Here is a 21,030-nt window from a genome sequence, read left to right as displayed (position 1 = left end):
CGCTCAGAAGGTTCTGTGATGCCAATTGTGTTGGGTGTGGATCTTGGTACGACCAAGATCACAAGCGTTGCTGTCGAGACGTCGTCTTCAACAATCATCGCAACGGGTACGGCCGCGAATGAGGCGAACGCAACCCGTGCCGATGATCGCGTGAAGGGGCGTTCGGAGTGGAATGCGACCTTGATCCTGGAGGCCGCCAACAGATGCTTGCAGAGCACCGCGCAGCAACTTGGGGGGCTCGTTCGAGAGGTCGTAGGGATCGGGATTACAGGTCAGCAACATGGCACTGTGCTGGTCGATGGCAAGACACACAGGCCGCTGACGCCGCTGATCAATTGGCAAGATCGGCGGGCACTCGAAATGAGGCCCGATGGTCAGTCGACCTGGCTGGTGATGGCGCGAGATCGACTCGGTGACGAGGCGTGGAAGCGCACGGGCTGCTGGCTGCATCCCGGTTTCATGGCAACGACGCTGTTCCAGTTGAAGCAGCAAGGTCAACTGCCGACGGATGCCCAAGCACTGTTCATCATGGACTACTTCGCGGCGAAACTGACCGGCCGCCCACCGATCACCGAGCCATCGTGTGCTGGCAGCAGTGGCGTGTTCAATGTTCGCTCGCGCGGATGGGATGACGAGTCAATTGCGGCACTGGGCCTGAATCGCTCACTGTTTCCGCAGGTGGTGGAGGCGACAGAACGCGTTGGGGGACTGACGGCCGAACAATCGCATGCGACGGGCCTTCCTGTGGGAATTCCCGTCTTTGCACCGATTGGCGACCATCAGGCCAGCTTTCTAGGTAGCGTCGCTGATCGCCGATCGAGCGTCCTGGTGAATGTCGGCACTGGCGCCCAGGCGGCGGTGTTTACGGAAGGTTTCGAGTTCGCGCCACCGATTGAATTGCGGCCCTTTCCTGGCGGTGGAAATCTGCTATCGAATGTGGGGCTTGCCGGAGGCTGGTCGTATCAAGTGCTTGAGCAGTTCTTCCAGGATGTCGGACGAACTCTGTTTCAGGCGGAATCGCCGGGCAAGCTGTATGGCGCGATGAACGAACTCGCGGCAGAGATTTCAGCGGGAGCCGAAGGGCTTTACTGCGAGCCCCGATTTTCGGGAACGCGACTCGACCCCACCGTGCGTGGTTCGATCAGTGGGCTTTCGCCCCAGAATTTCACCGCGGCACACCTGGCCCGTGCGGTTCTAGATGGCATGGGGCGATCACTGCACGACGGATTCAAAGCGATCTACGATGTGACGAAGAAGTCGCCCAGTATCTTGATCGCGGCAGGAAACGGCCTGCGCGAGAATCCATTGTTGGGAAAAATCGTCTCAACGGAATTTGGTCTGCCCCTGACATTTACCGCCCATCGTGAAGAAGCGGCGTTCGGTGCGGCAATGGTTGCTAGCGTCGGAGCAGAAATCTTTGCGGACCTCAATCAGGCTGCCAAGCAACTGGTTCGATCAGTCACGACCGAGGTATGATGCGGGCATTCGGATTGTTCATCGCCGAGTCGTGACAAACAAGCCTGAACCATGCGACAGCGAACACGTCACATCATCCGCAACCTGTTACTGCTTGTGGTTCCTATCGCGTATTGGTTTGTATTCTTTCTCGTCAGTGGCGATCTTCCCGTTGGGCCGGCGGTCTGGAATCTTCTCGTACTGTTCGCGTTTGTCGGACCTCCGATATTGGTCGCCGGCATTTGTCTGTTGCAATATCACTTCAGAGACAAGCCGTTCAGTTGGCTAACGATCGCGGGATTCTCATTCGTCATGATCTGTTCCAGTTTGTATTTTGTTTTCTGCTTTGGGGCAGCCATTCAATATGCGCACGGGGGGCGTTGATTAAAGAGTGTCACTGCTCGCAAGTCCGATTGCGGCGAAGGTGAGATTGTTAAACTCAAGCCCGTGCGTTCGACTTCGGGGACGAAGATGACTCGAACGAACAGCGTTCGCCTATCCATCAAATTGAGGGGCAGATACGAGAATTGTTTCTACGATCGCGCCTGTGGCTTCGTTGCGTTTGGGGTTTTGCATTATGAATTGGCAGGCCGAACGACGTCCCTCGCACATCGTTGCCGTCTTCGAACGCCAGCCGTTCTGGGGACCTGAGCTTCAGCGGCAGTTTAAACAGAGTTCTGTTGAGGTGCGTGAGTGCCGCGTGGTGGGAGACCTGTTGCCCACCATTGAGGAGTTTCCGTCGGCGCTGATTTTCATCGATCTGGAGTCGGGACTTGAAGAGTGTCTGAGTTGGCTTCGGAGTGAGTTGCGGGTACATCCCCACCCCTGCCCTGTGATCGCTTGCGGTGCGGCGACGGCGACTGACTTGGCGTGGGTTCTGCGCGAGGCTGGTGTGACCGCACTACTGGCTGAGTTTGTGCCTGGTGAAAAACTGGCTCGACTCTGTCGGCGTCAGTTGGGGCTACAGCCAAGGCCAGTACGCTGAGAATTTCATTGCCCAGAGTGAATCGGCGCCTGCAATCAGGGGGCGGGCGGGTTGGGCACGGGAGAGGGCGCCTCTCGGGTCGCAGGTTTCAGGGCTTTCCAGGCGGTTTCGGCCGGACGGCCCCACGGGGTGTCACCGAACCGGAACACCACTTCGCTGTAAAGACTTCCCGCTTGATTGTGATCGCCCAGCGCACTCAGTGAGTCCGCTGCTTCGAAGCAGGCGTGCGCGGCAAGCCAGCGATCAGAATCGTAGACCAGCGGTAACCAGAGGAACGCGCGTGCGGCTCGTTCAAAGTCCTGGCCCTGTTTCGATGCCTGTCCAATCACAAAATACGATCCACCGCGCAGCTCGACAGGAAGCTGTTCTGCAAATTGCTGCCATCGACTGATTTCGTGCGGATCGATCTGTTTCGATTGCCTCAGCTTCACTCGCCACATCTGCATCTGGGCGAGACGTTGAATACGTTGATCGGATTCGCGCGCCAGACGTTTCAGGATCTGCTCTGCTTCATCCGCGTTTTCGTCCACGGTCACGAGCCAGCTTGCGCCGATCAATTTTGACACCAGGGGCGCTTTGGGATCGGTCCAGCCGCGGGCCTCGAATTTTACATTTGCTGGTGGGAGGTCATTGGCCCAGTTGAGTGGTACTAGGTTGTAATGAAACGTTTCAGGATCCGATTCGACGATCGGCATAAAGCGCGATGCGGCGGTGGGATAGTCACCCTTCCAAAGGGCACACCGAACCTGTCCGGCGAGGATTTCGCGGCGGACCCACGGGCGGTCTTCTTCTTCAAGTGCCGCGGTGAATTCACGATTGGCTTCGGCAATCTTGCCCGCTGCGAAAAGTTTTCGTCCTTGATTGTGATGAGATGTATAGTCAGTCGTGACTTCAATGACTTCGGTGCGAGGGTACCGGCGCGGTGGCTCGTTGTTTTTCACACGCAGTACTAGCTCACGGCCGGTGTAGTCCTGCACCACCCCCGATACAGGGATTCGAGTCCCCTTCGCCTGTTGAATCAATGCACGATCCTGCGCCAACAGGCTGCCAGACATGAAGTGTGCCAAGCCCAGCCACGCGATAAACTGTTTGGAAACTGGCGTCGAGTTGCGACGGGTGGCAGGCATTACGAATGATCTCGCTGCGTTTGTGTCGCGGAACCCGACCGTTCTTAGGGAAGAATCCGTTGGGGCTTATTGGTGCGAGTTCGAGCCATGTGCTGGCACCAGGCCAAACAGCAGTGCGGCCTGCGTTGGAACTGGCCATTGACGGGCGCGAGGCTCGCTACTTTTGAGGGATTTTGGTGGGAACTTGTTTGGATTGAGCGGGTTTCCATCCTGACAGCTCGGCGACGGAATTGTGGATTTCTGCCCCTCGTCGGAAAACGAGGGGAACTTGGTCGCCGGGTTCCTTTTCACCAATGATTTCAACCAATTCATCAAAGCTCTCAACGGACCGTTGATCAATCTTAAGGATTTGATCGAACATTCTCAGTCCGGCTCGCTCTGCAGCAGACCCGGGGACAACGGCTTTGATGATACATCCGCCGTCGCGGCCGATACTGGTGACACCCAGCTGGGCAGGCCCGCGACGGTTGATGGTCAGGTTGGGAAGCTCTGCTTTCAGGTTCAGGAGTGTTGCATCCGAAATATCAACTCCTCGGATGATGTATAGTGACGGCATATCCGCCAGGCGAATATCTTCGATTCGCCCTAGTAACTGCAGGCCCGCGTCGCCGCCAAGCCAGTCACGGCCGAGCATCACATATTCAATTCGCGGGCGTCCGGATGTCTGGCGGTCCAGGTTGGGCTCGGCAAATTGGACCATTCCCCCCAACTGCTCGAATTTCAAAAGTGCGCGCTTCTGCCGGAGTTCGCTGACGGTATCGAACGCCCGTTCGGCACGCCCTGTCGTCGATAGATTTTCCACATGTTTAAGCTGCGTAAAGACTTGTTCGATGGTCTCGAATGTACTTTCATCTTCGATTTGATAAAGCCGCAGCAGGATGTCGACGGCCCGGACTGAAACTTCGGGCGAACCCTTATCAGCCGCTTCTTTGAGCGCTGGAATCGCCGTAAACCCTGCTGTGTAAAGTTCATCCACCGCTTCTTCTCGCTGGCGGAAATCGGATTCGTCCAATCTGGTGATCGCGGAGCGAATTGATTCGGGGTACAGAGCGTCGGCTGGAGGGGCATCCTCTGGGGCAACGGAACTGCTTGCCAGTAGTGTGAGCGAGACAAGCGATTTCAAGGCCAACATGCGAACGTCCTCATCGGCAGGATTTCCGCTTGGCCGCTGTTGCGAGGCACGCCCCGATCCTCAGGGGCGGACGGCGTTGCAGAATGGCGTCTTCTCGATATAATGCACGATTCGTTTAAGAGGGCAAGTTCAAATCCGCTTCTAAAACCTCAATTTGCGTGAGTTTCGCGTGATTGCGGTGCGCGGGGCCTGATTCTCGCAAATGTCGGCTCTTCGTTCTCGATTGATAGAAGGTGAGCCGATGCGGATGCCCCCTCGAAAGTTTCGCGGTGCTGCCAGTACCCCCCAGAAAGGGTTGAACTGACTGTGATCAAGACGGCCGAACCAGTTAACATTCGTGGAATTCTGCAATCCAAGGGACAAATGACGGCTGACGAGTTCAGCCAGTTGCGAAGGGCGGTCGCGTCCGATCAAGTCGTCGCCGCGCGTCAAGAAATTGAGGCGATCCTGCGCGATGTGGAAAGCGGTGCCGCTTCGGGGCAAGGCGTTCGAGCGGGGATTGGCGCTTATTTGTTGGGACAACACGCAATCGCTGAGCGTTTGTTGTCTGGCGCGGGTAGCGATGGCGTCGCCATGTACGTGCTGGGGATGGTCTACCTCTCGCTCGAACAATGGACCGATGCTGAAGAGAAGTTCACTGCCGCCGCGAAAGCCGGTTACGACAACGTCGAATGCATCATGAAACGCGCCGGCGCAATTCGTATGCATGGTCGCTTGGAAGACGCCGAAACCGCTCTGAAGCAAGCCGGTACCGAAGGTGCCCGTCGGGCGGATTACTCGTATCAGATGGGCTGCATCCTGGCCGATCGTGGCGATACATACGGTGCGATCGAGTACTTCGAACGCGCAGTGGACATGGATCCGCATCATTCGCAGGCACTGTTCCGCCTCGCTGGCGAGAACGCGCTGTACGGCAATGACAACGAAGCAATTCGTCTGTACGAGCAAGGTCTCAGCAAACCTCCGTTCTATATCGGAGCCTTGCTGAATCTCGGTCTGCTGTATGAAGACAAAGGAAATTACTCGGCCGCAGCATTCTGCTTCCGACGCGTGCTGCAGCACGATCAGAATCACGCCCGCGCCTTGATGTACATGAAGGACATTGAAGCGACGAGCGAAATGTACTATGACGATGACATGGCGAAGAACGAAGCTCGTCTTGAGCAGTTGCTCAGTCGTCCTGTCACCGACTTCGAATTGTCGGTTCGTAGTCGTAACTGTCTTGCTAGTATGAATATCCAGACGTTGGGTGATCTGACGAAGATTACCGAGCCCGATCTGCTGCAAGGAAAGAATTTCGGCGAAACCTCATTGGTCGAAATTCGCGAATTGATGCAGGCTCATGGATTGCGAATTGGCCAGAATCTGGCTCCCTCGAAGCCGAAGGATGCCGGTGCCTGGCAGGGTGGTGCAGGAACCTATGCGGTGCTGCCCGCCGATTTGTCTCCTCAGGAACAAGCGTTGTTGGCTCGTTCGGTTTCGGACCTCAACTTGTCGGTCCGAGCTCGCAAGTGTATGGCTCGTCTACAGATTACGACTCTCGCCGAGTTGGTTCAGCGTACGCCAGACGAATTGCTGGCAACGAAAAACTTCGGTGTGACGTCGCTCAACGAAATCCGTCAGCAGTTGGGTGAAATCAACCTGAAGCTGCGAAACGACTGATGATTTGAATCAACACGCGTGTCGGAGACCGCAGTGTGACTGAATCCAGGAACGAGGCTGATCGCGATCCCGCAGGTCAGCCTCGTTCTTTTTTTTCGGAGGCGTCCAACGCGTCATCGGATTCTTCACCGGCGATCGACGGGTCGGTCGCAGCTCAGGCCAGAATGAGACGCGGCCAGGGATGGATTGTCTTGAGCTTGGCCTGTCTTGTGTTGATCGCCTTCTTGACGATCCGTACCTCTCCAAGTGATCAAAAGCCCCCTCCCCCACTCCAATCGTTCGTTCGATCCGCTGCCAAGCCTGCTGCGAAGGAATCCACCGCGAAAGTGCCGCTGGCGTCCAGGCGTGTGGTGGTAAACGAGCCCGCAATTCGAGTGAACGTGACGCCGGGGGGAGCCGATTCGTTTCAGCTTGAGGTTCGCGGCCACTACCGCATGGTTTCACTGAGCGACGATGAAAAGCCACAAGCGAATTTTGACTCTGGTAGCGTCAAGGTGACTCCGACGAAGCATGGGCTGAAGTGTGGGACGCACGAGTATGCGTGCCGGCAGTTGGAGATCATTCCCAGTCAGTCGCCCGCCATTCGCGTGAACGGCCACCTCTATCGTGGCGTGGTACGGTTGTATCGACGTACGGATGGAAAGGTGTCGGCGGTCAACGTTCTGCCGGTCGAAGAGTATCTTGCCAGTGTCGTCGATTCCGAGATGCCCGCGAAATTCCCCGGGGAAGCTCGCAAGGCCCAAGCGGTCGTCGCACGAACGTATGCGCTCTATCAAGCACAGCAGGCCGATTCGCTAGCGGTTTATGACCTGTTGTCGTCACAGCGCAGTCAGAAGTATCTGGGAGTCGAATATCGGGACGCGACGGGGCGTCGACTGGCCGGGGAAAGTGAAAGTAGCCGCCGTGCCGTCGCATCGACACGAGGGGTGGTATGCCAGTCAGGGGGGAAGTTGTTTTGCACCTACTATTCGGCCGTTTGCGGTGGGCGAACTGTCGAGGGGAAGCTTGTCTTTAAGGATGCGATTGATTGCCTGGCGCCCGTGGACTGTGAATGGTGCCGCGAGTCGCCGCACTTCCGCTGGACCGCAGAGATTGATCGTACCGCGTTCCAGAAGCGTGCGTTGGAGCCCGTCTCACGCGGCGCATTGTCCGACATTCGATCGATTCACCAGCCCGTCGAAGTCGGTCGCGGATCGATTCCGCGATTCGAGATTCATCATGGAACTCGCGTGGCGACTGTTACGGGGATTGATCTGCGGGAACGGATGCCGACGGGACTGCTTGCGAGTCCGCATTTTCGCATTGATCTAGAGCCGAGCCGTGTGACCTTCACGGGTCGCGGTCATGGGCATGGGGTCGGCTTCTGCCAATGGGGGGCCAAAGGGCAAGCCGATTCAGGTCGTCCGTACGACCAGATTGTGCTGCACTATTATCCCGGCGCAGAGTTGGTGACGCTCGATTACTGAATCGAGGATCGCCTGAATCAAGATGGTTGATGCCTGTGTGCGTTGTCCCGAGTCTTCATTGGAGAAGAATCGTTACCACGGAAGGGTTGGTGGTCGCGTGCATCAAAAAATCACCCCACTGAGCGTAAGGCTCAATGGGGTGGTTCTAAGCATTGACGGCGACGCAGTGGCATGCCGTCGATCAGAGGCCGGCAGCCTTCTTGAGGTCGGCGGCCTTGTTAGTGGCTTCCCACGTGAAGTCCGCATCGGAACGGCCGAAGTGTCCGCCGCTGGCGGTCTTGCGGTAGACCGGACGACGCAGCTTCAGGTAATCGATGATCGCCAGTGGCGTCATCTTAAAGTGCTCGCGCACGAGAGCGACGATTTTTTCATCGGGAATGGCATTGGTGCCGTTGGTGTTGACGTGCACGCTGACCGGTTCGGCGACGCCGATGGCATAGGCCAACTGCACTTCGCATTCGCGAGCCAACCCTGCGGCGACGATATTCTTGGCGACATGGCGAGCCATGTATGCGGCGGAACGGTCCACCTTTGTGGGGTCCTTACCGCTGAATGCACCGCCACCGTGGCGGCCCCAACCACCGTAGGTGTCGACGATGATCTTGCGACCGGTCAAGCCGGTGTCGCCGTGTGGTCCACCGACGACGAATCGACCGGTTGGATTGATGTGGTACTTGGTATTCTTGGTCAGCAGCTCGGCGGGAACCGACTGCTTGATGACATCGGCGATCACGAAGTTGGTGATGTCGTCCTGGCTGACCTTCTCATGATGCTGCGTTGAGACGACGACTGCCGAGATTCCAACTGGCTTGTTGTTGGAATCGTATTCGACGGTGACCTGGCTTTTCGCGTCGGGACGCAGCCAGTCGACTTCCTTCTTCTGGCGTGCCTCAGTCAGACGATTGATGATGCGATGCGACAGAGCGATCGGCAGCGGCATCAGTTCGGGCGTTTGATCGCAGGCATAACCGAACATCAAACCTTGATCGCCGGCACCTTCGCGGTCGACGCCCATGGCAATATCTGGGCTTTGACTGTGCAAGGCGACAAAGACCTTGCACGATTCATACGAGAATCCGATGTCGTCGCTGATATAGCCAATGTCTTTGATGACATCGCGAGCGACCTGTACGTAGTCCAGTTTCGCCTGAGTTGTGATTTCACCGGACAGCACCACCAGATCGGTCGTGCAAAGCGTTTCGCAGGCGACGCGTGAGCGAGGATCTTGAGCCAGGATTGCGTCCAGCACGCCATCGGACACCTGATCGGCCACCTTGTCAGGATGTCCCATACTGACAGATTCACTCGTGAACAGATAATTCGTCATCTCGATTCGCAACTCCGGTCAAAGGCGTTCGGGGCAATCAGGCCGATTTGTCAAAGACGCCGCCTGCCCGTACGGACAAACTGAACACACGCAATTTCGCTAGGATTGTATGTGAGGGGCCGAGTTCTCTCAACCGGATTCGCAAATGCGTTGCCTCAGTTTCGGAAATTGCGTCAGGAACGACAGTGGTTTCGCAGATGTGAGATTCTGCCCATTCTCGCCCGAATGCCACCTTCTTCATTCCGCATCAAGCGGGGATTGGAGCGGGAAATTACTCGCGCTTGGAGAACGCCTCTTGACCGAATTGGTCGTTGCTCGAATGATCCGCCGGATGATTTCGGGCGAACTGCCAATCCTATGGCTGAGCTGAACGATGTTCCCATTCGACACTGGACGAATCCGATTGGCGTTGGTTGATCTGTTGGCCCTGACGGTCGCGGGGCTGTTTTCGTTGTCTGCCATTGCCGCTGATCAGCCGTATTTGCAGCCTCCAAAACCACTTGTGGAAAATCTAGGTGTGGTGCACGGCGATACGCCTTCATCAAATTCGCCACTCGATGGTCCCGCGTTTAAAGATGCTCCATCCTGGACAGAAGCGCTACGGGTGATCGTTCTGACCGCGATTCCCGACCAGTACGAAGATCGCCAGCACTGGGATAAAACCAATGAAATCTTTGATGGGTTTCGCGTGAAGCAGCGTGGGTTCGATATTCGGGTCTCGGAGCGGAAACGCACCGTCAAGCACGGAGCGTGGCACAAATATAAAATTGAACTGATCGATCCGGTCAATACGCTCAAGCTCGTCATTGACCAGTTTCAAACCGTCAGTGCGAAGCAGTTTCGGTTCAGTGTGAATCTGGCATCGAAGTTACGCTGCCGGGCAGACTTTGAACACTGGATGCTGGGAGTGAAGGGGTTCAATATGACGGTGGTGTCGGAAGCCGACGTGCGGATCGTCGCGCGTTGTTCGCTGACGATTCGGCCCGAAATGTGTCGCAAAAGTCTACTGCCGGATTTGATTCTTGAACCGCGAGTGAATGAAGTTCACCTGATCCTGACGGGGCTGGATGTCAAGCGGATTGGCGAAATCCGGGGTGACATTGCGGAAACGATCGGTGATGGTTCACGCAGCTTCATTGAGAGCGTGATGCATGCCCAGGAAAGCCGAGTTCTAAAAAAGGCCAACGAGGCACTGCAAAAAAAGAGCGGCAGTCTGCGGATTCCGACATCAAAGCTGTGGTAATCCAAGCGACTGTGACGCTTCATTCCAGCCACCACAAGCCTACGAGGTTGGCCGAGGTGAGCTGAGATCCTCGTTTTCGCGATCGGCGATTTTCACGCCGTCGCCTTTGGCTTGAACGACGAAGATGTGATTTGTTTTCGGGTAGGCATTTCTGAGGTGGCGAACCTCAACCGCAGTTTCCCAAACGGAAATTGAGAACGATGAACCCACCGGGACTGCCAGCACTTCGCTCGTCGAACCCCGCACAGCCTCAACCCCGCTTCAAACTCCAGGGGCCGTCGCTTCTCGTCGTCGCAGGCTCCACCAGTACTGTTTTGGCAGCATCCCCACACCGATGATCGCCAGGTTGGCCAGAATGAACAGCCCCAGAACCATCAGCGTTCCCTTTTTGAAGCCATAGGAATGCAATCCGGCGCCCAGAGCGTTGACACCCCACCAGGACCAACTGACGACGATGTTTCCACCAACCGCCAACGCGGCAAGTCCCCGTTCCCTTACCATTCCACCCCAACGCGCATGTAGGGCCAGGGCATTCCAGAGCACAATAATCAATGCGGCATTTTCTTTCGGGTCCCAACCCCAGAATCGTCCCCACGAATCGTCAGCCCAAAGACCACCGAGCACGGTTCCGATGAAGCTGAAAAAGATCGAGAAACACAGTGTTCCGTAGATCATGCGCGTAATATCACGCCCATCGTCTGCGGTCAGAGATGGCGTTAGAACACCGCGAATGATGTACGCGACACCGAACAGTCCTGCTAGATAGGTCGTCGCGTAGCCCAGCGTAATACAGGTCACATGTGTGGCCAGCCAGAATTGAGTATCGAGCACCGCTTGCAGCACCGTGAACGTGTCGCCATCCGAAGCCAGGACGTCCGCGATCAACAGCGTCGCATATCCTGCGACACCGGCGACCAAATTGCCGATCCCGATTCGATAGATCAGTTCGAACAACATTCCCAGCAGGACGCAGCCCCAGCCAATGAACACCGCCGACGAATACAAGTTCGTGACGGGGGGGCGACCGGAAATGATCAATCGCGCTAGCAGTCCCGCCGTGTGGACGACAAACGCCACCATCAGCAGGCCGAACGCGGCTCGGTTGAAGCCCTGCGGCCAGAACAGCCAGCCCATCGCGCTCAGGATGAACGCCAACAGGTACATGACAATCGCGTAGCTGAACGGCTGGGTATGGTTGATGTACGACTCGAGCCGGATGACCCAAGGGGTGACATCAGCAGGTGGATGTTCGTTGATCTGCGCCAATAGGCTGTCAACGGCCTTGTTGAAGTCCGCCGGTTTGTCGTCGGAAAAGGCTTTAAGAATCTGTTCCCATGCGAGGACCGTTGGATTGGGATCGCCCTTCTTCTGGATCCGGTTGATCAAGTTCAGCATCCAGGCCCGCGCCAGCGTGTGCCAGTTGTCGTCCTTGTCCGTCGGCCCGACCGCAAAGACCGGTTGCCCGCGTTCTTCGATGCTCTGCGTCTGATCCATGACTCGTCGGAAGGATTCGAAAACTTCCGTTTCCGTCGTCCCGCCGATGGTGTTTTGCAGGCCGAACGCCGCTTTCAGATTCAGGAACGTGGAGAACTTTTCGCTCAGTTCCAACAACTTCTTTTGAGCGACACTCAGTTGCTTTGGGTCGTCGTGCGATTGTTTGCTGGCGAGATCGTACTGCTTCTTGAATTCGTCGGCGCGTGATTGAATTTCGTTTCGTGCATAACGCATTTCGTCGCGTTTCTTGACACCGACCGTTTCCTGAACTTCCAGGTTCTCGATCCGGAAGATGTGACGTTCGTCTGAGACTTTCGCGTCCGAGATCACTTCCAGCAGCCATTGAATTGCGGGGATGTAGGTTTTCTCTCGCCCCTCTCCCGTAGCGACTCGCGTCCGCCCGGAAATCGTCAGCAGCGCCGAGCGAGCGGCTGAATCGAGAGGTTTCGTTCGACCTTCAGAGACGACAGGAATCTGTCCGAAGCGATACAGGTCAAACGACAGTTCCTTGGGTTTGGGGGGAATCGCACCATAGATCACGTATCCCATCGCACACGCCATAATTGCGGCGGTGAGCGCCATTGAGGCCCGACTGGATTTTGACGCGCCGATCACAGTTCGTGCAGGTGCGCCGACGGGTGGCTTGGGGGTCATTCCTAGTTTGGCGGCCAGTTGTGATGCTCGTTGCGCATCGGCAGTCGATAGTTCGACCGTATCACCACGAGTCAGGAATCGGATTAGCATCGACAAGAAATGGACAAGCATGCCGACACCGACAAGCATGCAACCAACATACGGCATCATCCAACCCGAGTTGGCGACGACGGACAGCGTCGTATGTTCAATGCCTGTTCCCTCTTCCTGATGATAGCCGCTTTGGTAGAACGTTTCGTTCGCGAACCGGAGCGGATTGTTCATCCAGATCGTCTTGTCTTCATCGACGTTACGGCTGGTATCGACCACGTGCACGGTCGATGCGTAGTTCCGCGGGGTGCTTGTACCGAGATAGTCTTCCTTGCGAACATCGTTCAGTTTGAAGACATAAGGCTTGTAGTACCGTTTCGGACGCAGTTCGATCAGGTACGACTTATCGCCGATCTGAGTAACGTCTGATTTGTCGGACAGCGAGAGTTCCAGACTGACTAGATGTGTTCCCAGAGGCTTGCCGTCAGTTTTGGATTCGAGCGTGACGTATGCGGCGGGCATATCGATCTTGCTGTCATTGTCAGTCCCGGCGCCCGGTTTGCGTGGCTCGGCGAACCATTTTTGGCCGATACCTTCGGTTGCGAGATTGGTGTCGTCCGACTTGATCGGGCGCAGTCTTGCGTTTTGCTGGAAGTTCTTGACAACCACTCGGAACGGCAGATCCGGTGTTTCAATCGGCTCTTTGCCGGTGACCAACGACTTGGGAATTGCCACGACACGATCTTCTGTCGGATCAGTCACGTCGACAATCGCCAGTTCACACGTACGAATATCGTGAACGAAGTTGGTTCGTTCCCCTTCGACAAGATTCATCTGGGTTTCAACGGCGGTCAGGGCGACGTGCAGTTCGTAGAACATCATCAAACCGATCCCACCGTGCAGCAGGACGATGCCTGCACGCTGGCCGAAGACCGCCCAACAGCCTCCCAGCAATGCGATCGACGCGACGGATCCTTGGGTGAGCTGCCAAAGAATTCGCAGTGACGCGTCCGTCGGACGCCCGGCTTCGCCGCGCATGATGATCCAGGTCAACAGTGCGGCCAGGACGAATCCGATCGCCGCGACGAGCCCTCGCAAGAACAGTTGTCGTGCCCATTTGTCGCCTGCTTTCGCCAGCGGTTGCTGGCACAGGCTGACGAGAGCGAAGCCCGCGCTCAATGCCGCCAGACCGAGCAGCCCTTGATAGCCGATCCATTGGGTTGTGTAGGGAATCAACGGATCGCCCTGAATGCCTTTGCTATTGGCCCCCGCAGCGATAATCGCATACGTCACCGCACATCCGGCGGCGATTGCCAGAAACCCGGCGACCAATCGTCCACCCTTGGCGACCGCCTTGAATCGGACCAGATGTGCCGAGACCAGGTTGATGGCCAGTAACAGACCCAGCAGTTTTCCGCCGGGAAACCAGAAGCCACCCGGAACTTCCATGGGCTTTTCAGGGAAAAACGAGGGCGGAAAGAACACCTGCAGCGGAACCCATGCCATCCAGCAGCGGAAGTAAAGCCCGATCACTTCCCAGATGTCTTTGTCGACCTGTGCGAACGTGCCCGCCAGGATTAGAAAGATCGATAGTGCGAACAGAACCACCGTCAGCTTCAACGAAGCCGCAGGTTCGAGCACGCGTTTCACGCCATCCCAGAGCGACACGCCTGACGGACCGGAAGTTGTGAATGGTTTCGTTTCGTTCGTCGGCAGGGTGTCGGTGGCCATTTATCGTCTCTCCCAACATGCGGGATGATCAGTCGCAGAAAGTCGGCTGGATGCGTTCCAGGCGATTGTTATTCCCAGTGTAGCGATTGCAGGAACGCAACGAAGCGTGAGCGCTCTCGTTCCGCTAGCGCCGTTGGACCGTCCAATTTAATGAACCAAGTCTGTCCATGGTCTTCAGCGATGACGCCGTAAATGGTCCGCCCGCCGTTCGCAATTTCGTACAACTCTGCTGACCCAGACTTCAGCGCGACCGATTGTGCCGCGGCCTTTAATTCGTGCTCTTTCCAAGGCTCCAGCTGAACTTGGTCGCGCCATCGATTGACGTTGCTCAACCGGTCGCCGCGTGCGCTTGTCACGGTGATCTTGGCTTCAGCTTCGCCATCTTTTGCCAGCAGCGACACCATCGCGAACATGGTTGCAGGAGCTTCCGTCCATTCCGCCGGCTTTTCAAAAACCGGTTTGCTTGCCGCAGCCGACGGAGCCTGTGATTGCTGCGGTGGCGGAGGTGTCATGTTTCCAGGGACCGGCAGACCACGTCCGACCAAGTTCACCAGGTAGGCTGGGTTTCCGTTCAAATCGAGCTTCTCAGACTCTTTTGCCAGGGCGTCCTCAGCGATCGGCGGTAGCGACACCTGATTGCGCCAGCGATTGATGTTTGCGACGAGTTGTTCTTCGAGCGGTTGATCAGTCCGATTTGGCAATTGGCTGACCGACATTTCGAATGGTGGTTCACCAGCGACGATCAGCGTGGCAAAGCGTGGTCCCGCGGGCGGCAACTGTTTCCAATTTGCGGGAAGTTTCCATTCAGGGGCCTCGGGCGAGGCGAACGTCAATGATTTCAGAAAGTCTCGAATGTCGGGTTCGCGCGCGGCCAACTCGTTGACGGGGCCTTCCACTTTGAAGAACCACAGCGCCGGCCCCTGCGGAACAATTGTCGCAATCATCCGTTTCGGTTTTGGGCGGCGGCGTTCTTCATCTTCGCGGCGAAGTTGTGCGCTCTTCAAGTACTCGGGCGTCTGCAGCGAATCGTGTTTGACGACCGTATATGCGGTGATCTGCTCCGATCTCTCACAACCAATGGGTGACACGCTCAGGCAGAAGAGTCCCAACGGCACAATGCCTGACGCGGCGGAGAATCGGGTTTTTAGCACGGCGCAGCTCTGTCAAAAGACGACGGTGGCACAGTCGAAACGAAATTCCAGGCAGGCATTTTCGGGAGGGCAATCCGGCAGCTTCCCTGGATTATACCGTCTTACATTTCCGAAAACACTGCCGATCCCGGCCAAAACCAGTCCGTCTCAAGAATCGGAACTTAGCTGAGGTCGCACGACTTGTGGGCAATTCAGTCAGCTTTTCCGATGACGACGATGCCAGAATCCGTCACCGTGTATCCTGCAGCGCGATCCTGGTCGTGGTGATATCCGACCTCGGTCCCTTCGGCCAGATGGACGCGTTTGTCGATGATGGCACGGCGGATCTTGCAGTTTCGACCGATTTCCACCCCATCAAACAGGATCGAATCTTCCACGGTGGCCCAACTGTTCACACGCACATTGTAGCCCAGGACAGAGCGGCGTACGGTTCCGCCAGAAAGAATGGATCCCGAGCAAACCAGACTGTCGAGTGCATGCCCGGAACGAGGATTGGCGCCGGCCGTCTGGGCGAACACAAACTTAGGTGGCGGTTCTTGCGGGACGTAAGTTCGCAGTGGCCAGTTCCGGTCGTACAGGTTGAGTTCGGGGTCGACTGCGACCAGATCCATGTTTGCTTCGTAAAAGGCGTCGAGCGTTCCGACATCGCGCCAGTACATGCTGTGCCCGGAATTCTTATCGCGGAACGGGTACGCGCGTACAAGTTCCGTCTGGATCAGCGTCGGAATGATGTTCTTTCCGAAATCGTGAGCACTCTTTTCGTCCGTGGCGTCACGGCACAGCTGGTCGAACAGGAAATTCGTGTTGAAGACGTAAATGCCCATCGATGCCATGCAGCGCGCGGGGTCATCTGGCATCGGTTTCGGATGTGCGGGCTTCTCTTCAAAGTCGATGACGCGTCGCGACCCATCGATCTGCATCACGCCGAATTCGCGCCCTTCCTCGAGCGAGCACGGAATGCAGCCGACGGTCAGGACCGCTTTGGATTCGATGTGATCGCGCAGCAGGTCGGCGTAATCCATCTTGTAAATGTGATCGCCGGACAGAATGACAATGTATTCCGATCGCGCTTGTTCGATCGAGTAGATGTTCTGGTAAACCGCGTCGGCGGTCCCCTGATACCATTTGTCGTCGACGCGCTGTTGCGGCGGCAGGACGTCGATATATTCGTTCAATTCCCGGCAAAGGAACCGCCAGCCGAGGTTCATGTGCCGATCAAGGCTGGCCGATTTGAATTGCGTCAGGACCAGGATCTTGCGTAGACCGCTGTTGATGCAGTTGGAGAGGGCGAAGTCGATGATTCGATAGGCGCCGCCGAAGGGAACGGCGGGCTTGGCGCGGTCGCGAGTCAGCGGTTCCAGCCGCGTCCCTTTTCCTCCCGCCAGGATCAGTGCCAGCACTTGTTGCATTATCGGTTCCTTCCGGTGTGAGTCAAAGTGTGACGGCTGATTGCATCGATCGAACTGTTACGGCTGTCGGCAACCGCTATCGGCTCACTTCATTCAGCAGACGCTTGATAGTGGTTTGGATCTTCGGTTCGGCATCGGGCGCCAAGTAGCTTGATCGAGCCCGCCAAGTCTCGTATCCACCTAATAAATGCTGTTCAGGTGGTGGCAGATATCCGTTGTAGCCGTTGGCCAGACTGATCGTAAATGTTTGTTTCAAAGGACTTGATTTCTTGATCGCCAGTCCGGTTTCGGTGAATGTTTCGCAAGGACAAGTCACGATTCCCAATGACCCGATTCGGATTGCTTGCAACTTAATCGAAACGGAATCGGGATAGGCGGCCAGCAGTGTGGTTTCGCGGGCATAGATCAGGGGCAGACCCTGCAACGGTCGGACAGTATTCGCTGCGAGCTTTTCCTCCGCAGCGGCAAGTTCCGCTGCGTTCGGCTTACGAATCCCGACTACGATTTCCTCTTCGCGAATCTTGAGCGGGGGAGTTGCTTGATACTCGATTTGTGGATAGGCCTTGGCGATATCCTGAGCTAACAGCTCGGCAGCATACGCGATTTGTTCGAACGGTTGTCGTTGCGGCGCATTCTTCAGGCGGAAATCGACATTATTGACGTCGCCGCTGGTTCCATTCGACAGAGCGGCGACGAAGGGAGGGGTGACGTCGCCCGCCTTCAGTTGCCGCGTCACACGCTGACAGAACTCGCCAAAATAATCCGCCGACACCAGGTCACCAGGTACTCCACCGATGTAATGCAACGAGTAATTCGCCAGCAGTGCGATCGGACGACCGTCACGCGCTTGGATCGACAAAAAGCTCAGTTCAGGATCGATTTGGTTGATCGACGACGCGACCTTGGGGTTGTTGAATCCGGGGTTTGTGATGATGCGGTCGGATTTCATCCCGAAGGGGTTTTCCATCATTTCGATCGGATTGGTGTCCGACTGAACGAACCATCGGCGATTGAAAAGCAATGATGGCTGCTCCACGGAGCCCCAGCCGATTCGAGCCGGCTCGGCCTGATTGTGGGCGCGTTCGACGCCCATGGCGATCTGTTCAATCAGAAACTCGACATACTCGCGGTCTGGGTCGCTTTGAAACACTGCGGCTGACGTCGGGCAGGAATGGGCGTGCGTGGCAGAGATCAGAATGCGCGACGTGGGAATTCCCGTCTTCGTCGAGGCCAGTGATTTGGCACGGTCCATCGCCTCGCGCGGAATCATGCAACTGTCGCAAACGACAATTGCAATTGAGGTTTTGGCATTGCGAATGGCGATGCAACGGGCGTAGAGCGGGTCATGAGCGGCTGTTGCGAAGTGATCGGCCATCCCGCCATTGACCGAAATCGGGAATCGCGGCGGAGTGATTTCCTGGGCGTGGGCGCCAGCGCGAATCAGGCCCGGATCGTCGGCCGCCATTCCTTGCAGTCCCTGGAGCATGCATCCGCCGCTGATCATCCACACGATGGCAAACTGAAGCCGCTGAAACATCAAGTCGTTCTCCGGGTGGAATGCGGATCTCTGATTCAGGGACCCGCGTCGCGTACAGCATGTCGCAAGTCCAATCACGTCGCAACTAACCGGGGCCGTGAATTCAAGGAAGGTTTCGCTGATTGGAAGCCTGTTCGCTCGAACAGCGCAGGTGTGTGTGGCGACGGTGGTGATGACCCATCTTGACGTTGGGCGCGGCATTCGCGGTCGGGGCTCAGATCAGTGTCGACTTAATACAGAGTCATTGAGTACAACCCGCGCATTGCATGTGTCGATTTGACTGGACTTTGCTCGGGAGCCACCACGATGTCAGGACCGATGGCCGTAGTTCTTGCTGCTGGAAAAAGTACGCGGATGAAATCGGCACTGCCGAAAGTGTTGCATCAGGTCTGCGGCCGACCGATGGTGGAGTATGTGCTCGACGCGGCACGATCGGCGAGCGTCACGCGAATCGTGGCAATCGTGGGGCACCGTGCAGATCTCGTACAAGCCGAGCTTTCGAAGTACTCCGATGTCGAGTTCGCTTTGCAGGTCGAACAGAAAGGGACCGGCCACGCGTTGATGATGTGCCGTGATCAGCTCCGTTCTCATCAGGGGGCCGTACTGGTTCTAGCGGGCGACACGCCGCTCTTGAAGCGAGACTCGTTGTTCCGATTGCTGGCCACGCTCGAAGATCAGCGCGCGACCTGCGTGATTGGAACAGCCAGGACAGCGAACAACTTCGGGCTGGGTCGCATTATTCGCGATGCCGATGGCCGGTTCGAGAAGATTGTCGAAGAGAAAGATGCCACCGCGGAAGAAAAGCGCGTTCAAGAAATCAATACCGGCTGTTACGCCTTTGATTCACAGGCGCTCCTGGCGTCGCTCGACAAAATCAAACCGAATAACAGCCAGGCCGAGTATTACCTGACCGATTGTCCGCGGGTGATGAAGGATTCTGGTCAGAAGGTCGTGGCGCTGGAAACGTTCGACATGGTTGAAGCCCTGGGGGTGAATACGCGTGAGCAACTTGCGGAAGTCACACGTACACTGCAGCGGACAGCCATGTCGAATTGGATGGTTAATGGGACGACGATCGTGTCACCCGAGAACACATTCATCGACCCGCAGGTCAAGTTGGGAGCCGACACGGTCATCGAGCCGTTTTCGTTTATCAGTGGCGCGGTGGTCATTGGAGACAACTGTCACATCGGGCCAAACGCCGTGATCGAAGGCCCACTTCAACTCGAATCGGGCACCATTGTCGCCCCATTCCAGCACCTTTCCGGCAAATGATCCTCCTCTCATTTCCCTCCCCGCTGGTACGTTTTTCGTACTCCGGGAGCACATTGGTGGTGAAGGAGACACAGAGAAGGAAGACGGACTTCATGTTGCTGGGTTGACGGTTTCCGGGACGGCGGTGACGAAGACGAGTGCGGCAGCCACGGCGACCGCGCTCAGGAACAAGAATCCGGCGTTGAACCCGCCAGCGTCGACGATTAGGCCCGTGACGGTGTTGCTCAGAGCGGCTCCGAGGCCGATTGAAGTCGCAGTGAGACCCTGAACGAAATTGAACCGCCCGGTACCACGCGTAAGGTCGGCTGTCACCAACAGTGCCACGACACCGAAGATGCCGGCTCCCACGCCGTCGAGAATTTGATTGGCGATCAGCAATGCCGAACTGTCCGTCAGCGTGTAAAAAATTCCGCGAATTGGCAGGATTGCGAATGCGATCAGGAACACCGGGCGTCGTCCAGAGATTGCCATGCGGCTAGCCAGAATTGCGACGGGAATCATGGCCAGTTGCGCTACCAGGATGCACACGGCCATCAGCGATGATGCCGACTCGGCGCGGTCGGCCGCCAGTTTTTGTCCGAGAAGCGGCAGCATCGCCGCATTCGCGAAGTGAAACAGCACGACCGCCGCGATGAATCGAAGCAGTCGCGAGTCGGACATCAGCGTCTTGAGCGGAATGGCGGGGCCATCATCTTGCAGACCATCGGCCCCGCACGCCAGTCGGTGGTCGATGTCGGTCTCGCGAATCCAACGGGAACTGAACGAACTGGCCAATGCCATGGCCGCGACCGAAAAGAAGACGCCTCCTGAATGAATCCAACCGGCGACGGCCGCCAAACCTGCCGAGGCGACGTTTCCTGCGTGGAAGCACGCTTCGTTGCGACCTGCACGAGCGGGAAATCGATTTCGTCCGACGAGTCCCAGGCTGATCGCGGCAATAGCGGGGGGAAAGATCGTGACCGCGATTCCCGTCAGGAACTGCAGGCCGTAGATTTCGGCCTTGGATCGAAAGTAGTACAGCCCGATTGAGGTGCTGGCCACGATCAGAGAACCGACCGCAATCAGCGCTCGTTTCGCCTTCGTCCGATCGATCCACGCACCCATGAATGCCTGGCTAAGGACCGTGCCTAGCAGCATCATCGACATCGCCAATCCTGCTTCACCGGACGACCAGTGTCGACGGCTGGTCAGGTCGATGACGAGGAATGGACCCAGGCCATCGGCAACATCGGCCAGGAAAAACGTGGTCGCGTCCAAGGCACGTTCGCTGACTCGCGGTTGAGGTTTCGGGGTCACCATCGTTGCTGAAGGTTCGCGTTCGAAGAGCGATTCCGATGTGATGCTGCTCATGC

General features: G+C 56.8%; 14 protein-coding genes and 1 pseudogene. 7 read left to right on the top strand and 8 right to left on the bottom strand.

Annotation, left to right across the window (positions count from 1 at the left end; translation table 11 throughout):
- Window positions 1–18 precede the first annotated feature (18 nt).
- From OSO_RS0138960 to OSO_RS0138950, 3 genes are all read left to right on the top strand, one after another.
- On the top strand, window positions 19–1,476 hold the full coding sequence (locus OSO_RS0138960; protein WP_010588132.1) for a sedoheptulokinase: 1,458 nt from the start codon (window positions 19–21) through the stop codon (window positions 1,474–1,476).
- Window positions 1,477–1,527: 51 nt separating this feature from the next.
- A complete protein-coding gene (locus OSO_RS0138955; protein WP_010588131.1) occupies window positions 1,528–1,839 on the top strand; it encodes a hypothetical protein in 312 nt (103 codons plus the stop codon).
- Window positions 1,840–2,032: 193 nt separating this feature from the next.
- On the top strand, window positions 2,033–2,440 hold the full coding sequence (locus OSO_RS0138950) for a hypothetical protein (protein ID WP_010588130.1): 408 nt from the start codon (window positions 2,033–2,035) through the stop codon (window positions 2,438–2,440).
- Window positions 2,441–2,475: 35 nt separating this feature from the next.
- Here the strand turns inward: OSO_RS0138950 and OSO_RS0138945 are convergent, their stop codons facing one another.
- The gene (locus OSO_RS0138945; protein WP_010588129.1) at window positions 2,476–3,567 is read right to left on the bottom strand and encodes a tetratricopeptide repeat protein; all 1,092 of its coding nucleotides are present in this window, start codon (window positions 3,565–3,567) and stop codon (window positions 2,476–2,478) included.
- Window positions 3,568–3,724: 157 nt separating this feature from the next.
- Complete coding sequence (locus OSO_RS0138940) at window positions 3,725–4,699, bottom strand: PDZ domain-containing protein (protein ID WP_010588128.1); 975 nt, start codon at window positions 4,697–4,699, stop codon at window positions 3,725–3,727.
- Window positions 4,700–5,005: 306 nt separating this feature from the next.
- Here OSO_RS0138940 and OSO_RS0138935 point away from each other — a divergent pair, with 306 nt between their 5' ends.
- Window positions 5,006–6,361, top strand: coding sequence for a DNA-directed RNA polymerase subunit alpha C-terminal domain-containing protein (locus tag OSO_RS0138935; protein ID WP_010588127.1), 1,356 nt, complete (start codon window positions 5,006–5,008; stop codon window positions 6,359–6,361).
- Window positions 6,362–6,552: 191 nt separating this feature from the next.
- Entirely contained in the window at window positions 6,553–7,827 is a 1,275-nt protein-coding gene (locus OSO_RS49190; RefSeq protein WP_157606177.1) for a SpoIID/LytB domain-containing protein, read from the top strand.
- A gap of 181 nt (window positions 7,828–8,008) precedes the next feature.
- On the opposite strand, the gene metK is transcribed toward OSO_RS49190, so the two are convergent.
- Complete coding sequence (gene metK, locus OSO_RS0138925; RefSeq protein WP_010588125.1) at window positions 8,009–9,154, bottom strand: methionine adenosyltransferase; 1,146 nt, start codon at window positions 9,152–9,154, stop codon at window positions 8,009–8,011.
- 373 nt (window positions 9,155–9,527) lie between these two features.
- Here metK and OSO_RS0138915 point away from each other — a divergent pair, with 373 nt between their 5' ends.
- Window positions 9,528–10,397: a hypothetical protein gene (locus OSO_RS0138915; RefSeq protein ID WP_010588123.1), complete on the top strand. Its 870-nt coding sequence runs from the start codon at window positions 9,528–9,530 to the stop codon at window positions 10,395–10,397.
- A 261-nt stretch (window positions 10,398–10,658) separates the two neighbouring features.
- Here the strand turns inward: OSO_RS0138915 and ccsA are convergent, their stop codons facing one another.
- The 4 genes and pseudogenes from ccsA to OSO_RS0138890 all read right to left on the bottom strand — a co-directional run bounded on the left by ccsA (window position 10,659) and on the right by OSO_RS0138890 (window position 18,403).
- Complete coding sequence (gene ccsA, locus OSO_RS50290; protein ID WP_010588121.1) at window positions 10,659–14,306, bottom strand: cytochrome c biogenesis protein; 3,648 nt, start codon at window positions 14,304–14,306, stop codon at window positions 10,659–10,661.
- Window positions 14,307–14,374: 68 nt separating this feature from the next.
- Window positions 14,375–15,457 carry a hypothetical protein gene (locus OSO_RS0138900; RefSeq protein WP_010588120.1) on the bottom strand — a complete coding sequence of 361 codons (1,083 nt, stop codon included), beginning with the start codon at window positions 15,455–15,457 and terminating at the stop codon, window positions 14,375–14,377.
- Between the two features lie 191 nt (window positions 15,458–15,648).
- Window positions 15,649–16,908: pseudogene (gene glgC / locus OSO_RS0138895) on the bottom strand (glucose-1-phosphate adenylyltransferase); the annotation flags it as partial.
- Window positions 16,909–16,942: 34 nt separating this feature from the next.
- Window positions 16,943–18,403 carry a neutral/alkaline ceramidase family protein gene (locus tag OSO_RS0138890; protein ID WP_010588118.1) on the bottom strand — a complete coding sequence of 487 codons (1,461 nt, stop codon included), beginning with the start codon at window positions 18,401–18,403 and terminating at the stop codon, window positions 16,943–16,945.
- Between the two features lie 306 nt (window positions 18,404–18,709).
- Here OSO_RS0138890 and OSO_RS46830 point away from each other — a divergent pair, with 306 nt between their 5' ends.
- Window positions 18,710–19,678 (top strand): bifunctional UDP-N-acetylglucosamine diphosphorylase/glucosamine-1-phosphate N-acetyltransferase GlmU, encoded by a 969-nt coding sequence (locus tag OSO_RS46830; RefSeq protein WP_040593930.1) that lies wholly within the window; start codon window positions 18,710–18,712, stop codon window positions 19,676–19,678.
- A gap of 90 nt (window positions 19,679–19,768) precedes the next feature.
- On the opposite strand, the gene OSO_RS0138880 is transcribed toward OSO_RS46830, so the two are convergent.
- Complete coding sequence (locus OSO_RS0138880; protein WP_010588116.1) at window positions 19,769–21,028, bottom strand: MFS transporter; 1,260 nt, start codon at window positions 21,026–21,028, stop codon at window positions 19,769–19,771.
- Between the last annotated feature and the right edge of the window lie 2 nt (window positions 21,029–21,030).

This window comes from Schlesneria paludicola DSM 18645 (assembly GCF_000255655.1).
In the GTDB taxonomy this organism is placed as follows: domain Bacteria; phylum Planctomycetota; class Planctomycetia; order Planctomycetales; family Planctomycetaceae; genus Schlesneria; species Schlesneria paludicola.
Note: the sequence above shows the minus strand (reverse complement) of the source record. Positions and strands in the feature narration are given on the sequence as shown.

Coding starts and splice junctions, on each gene's coding strand:
- OSO_RS0138960 (WP_010588132.1), top strand. CDS start 19: ATGCCAATTGTGTTGGGTGTGGATCTTGGTACGACCAAGATCACAAGC.
- OSO_RS0138955 (WP_010588131.1), top strand. CDS start 1,528: ATGCGACAGCGAACACGTCACATCATCCGCAACCTGTTACTGCTTGTG.
- OSO_RS0138950 (WP_010588130.1), top strand. CDS start 2,033: ATGAATTGGCAGGCCGAACGACGTCCCTCGCACATCGTTGCCGTCTTC.
- OSO_RS0138945 (WP_010588129.1), bottom strand. CDS start 3,567: ATGCCTGCCACCCGTCGCAACTCGACGCCAGTTTCCAAACAGTTTATC.
- OSO_RS0138940 (WP_010588128.1), bottom strand. CDS start 4,699: ATGTTGGCCTTGAAATCGCTTGTCTCGCTCACACTACTGGCAAGCAGT.
- metK (WP_010588125.1), bottom strand. CDS start 9,154: ATGACGAATTATCTGTTCACGAGTGAATCTGTCAGTATGGGACATCCT.
- OSO_RS0138915 (WP_010588123.1), top strand. CDS start 9,528: ATGTTCCCATTCGACACTGGACGAATCCGATTGGCGTTGGTTGATCTG.
- ccsA (WP_010588121.1), bottom strand. CDS start 14,306: ATGGCCACCGACACCCTGCCGACGAACGAAACGAAACCATTCACAACT.
- OSO_RS0138890 (WP_010588118.1), bottom strand. CDS start 18,403: ATGTTTCAGCGGCTTCAGTTTGCCATCGTGTGGATGATCAGCGGCGGA.
- OSO_RS46830 (WP_040593930.1), top strand. CDS start 18,710: ATGTCAGGACCGATGGCCGTAGTTCTTGCTGCTGGAAAAAGTACGCGG.
- OSO_RS0138880 (WP_010588116.1), bottom strand. CDS start 21,028: ATGAGCAGCATCACATCGGAATCGCTCTTCGAACGCGAACCTTCAGCA.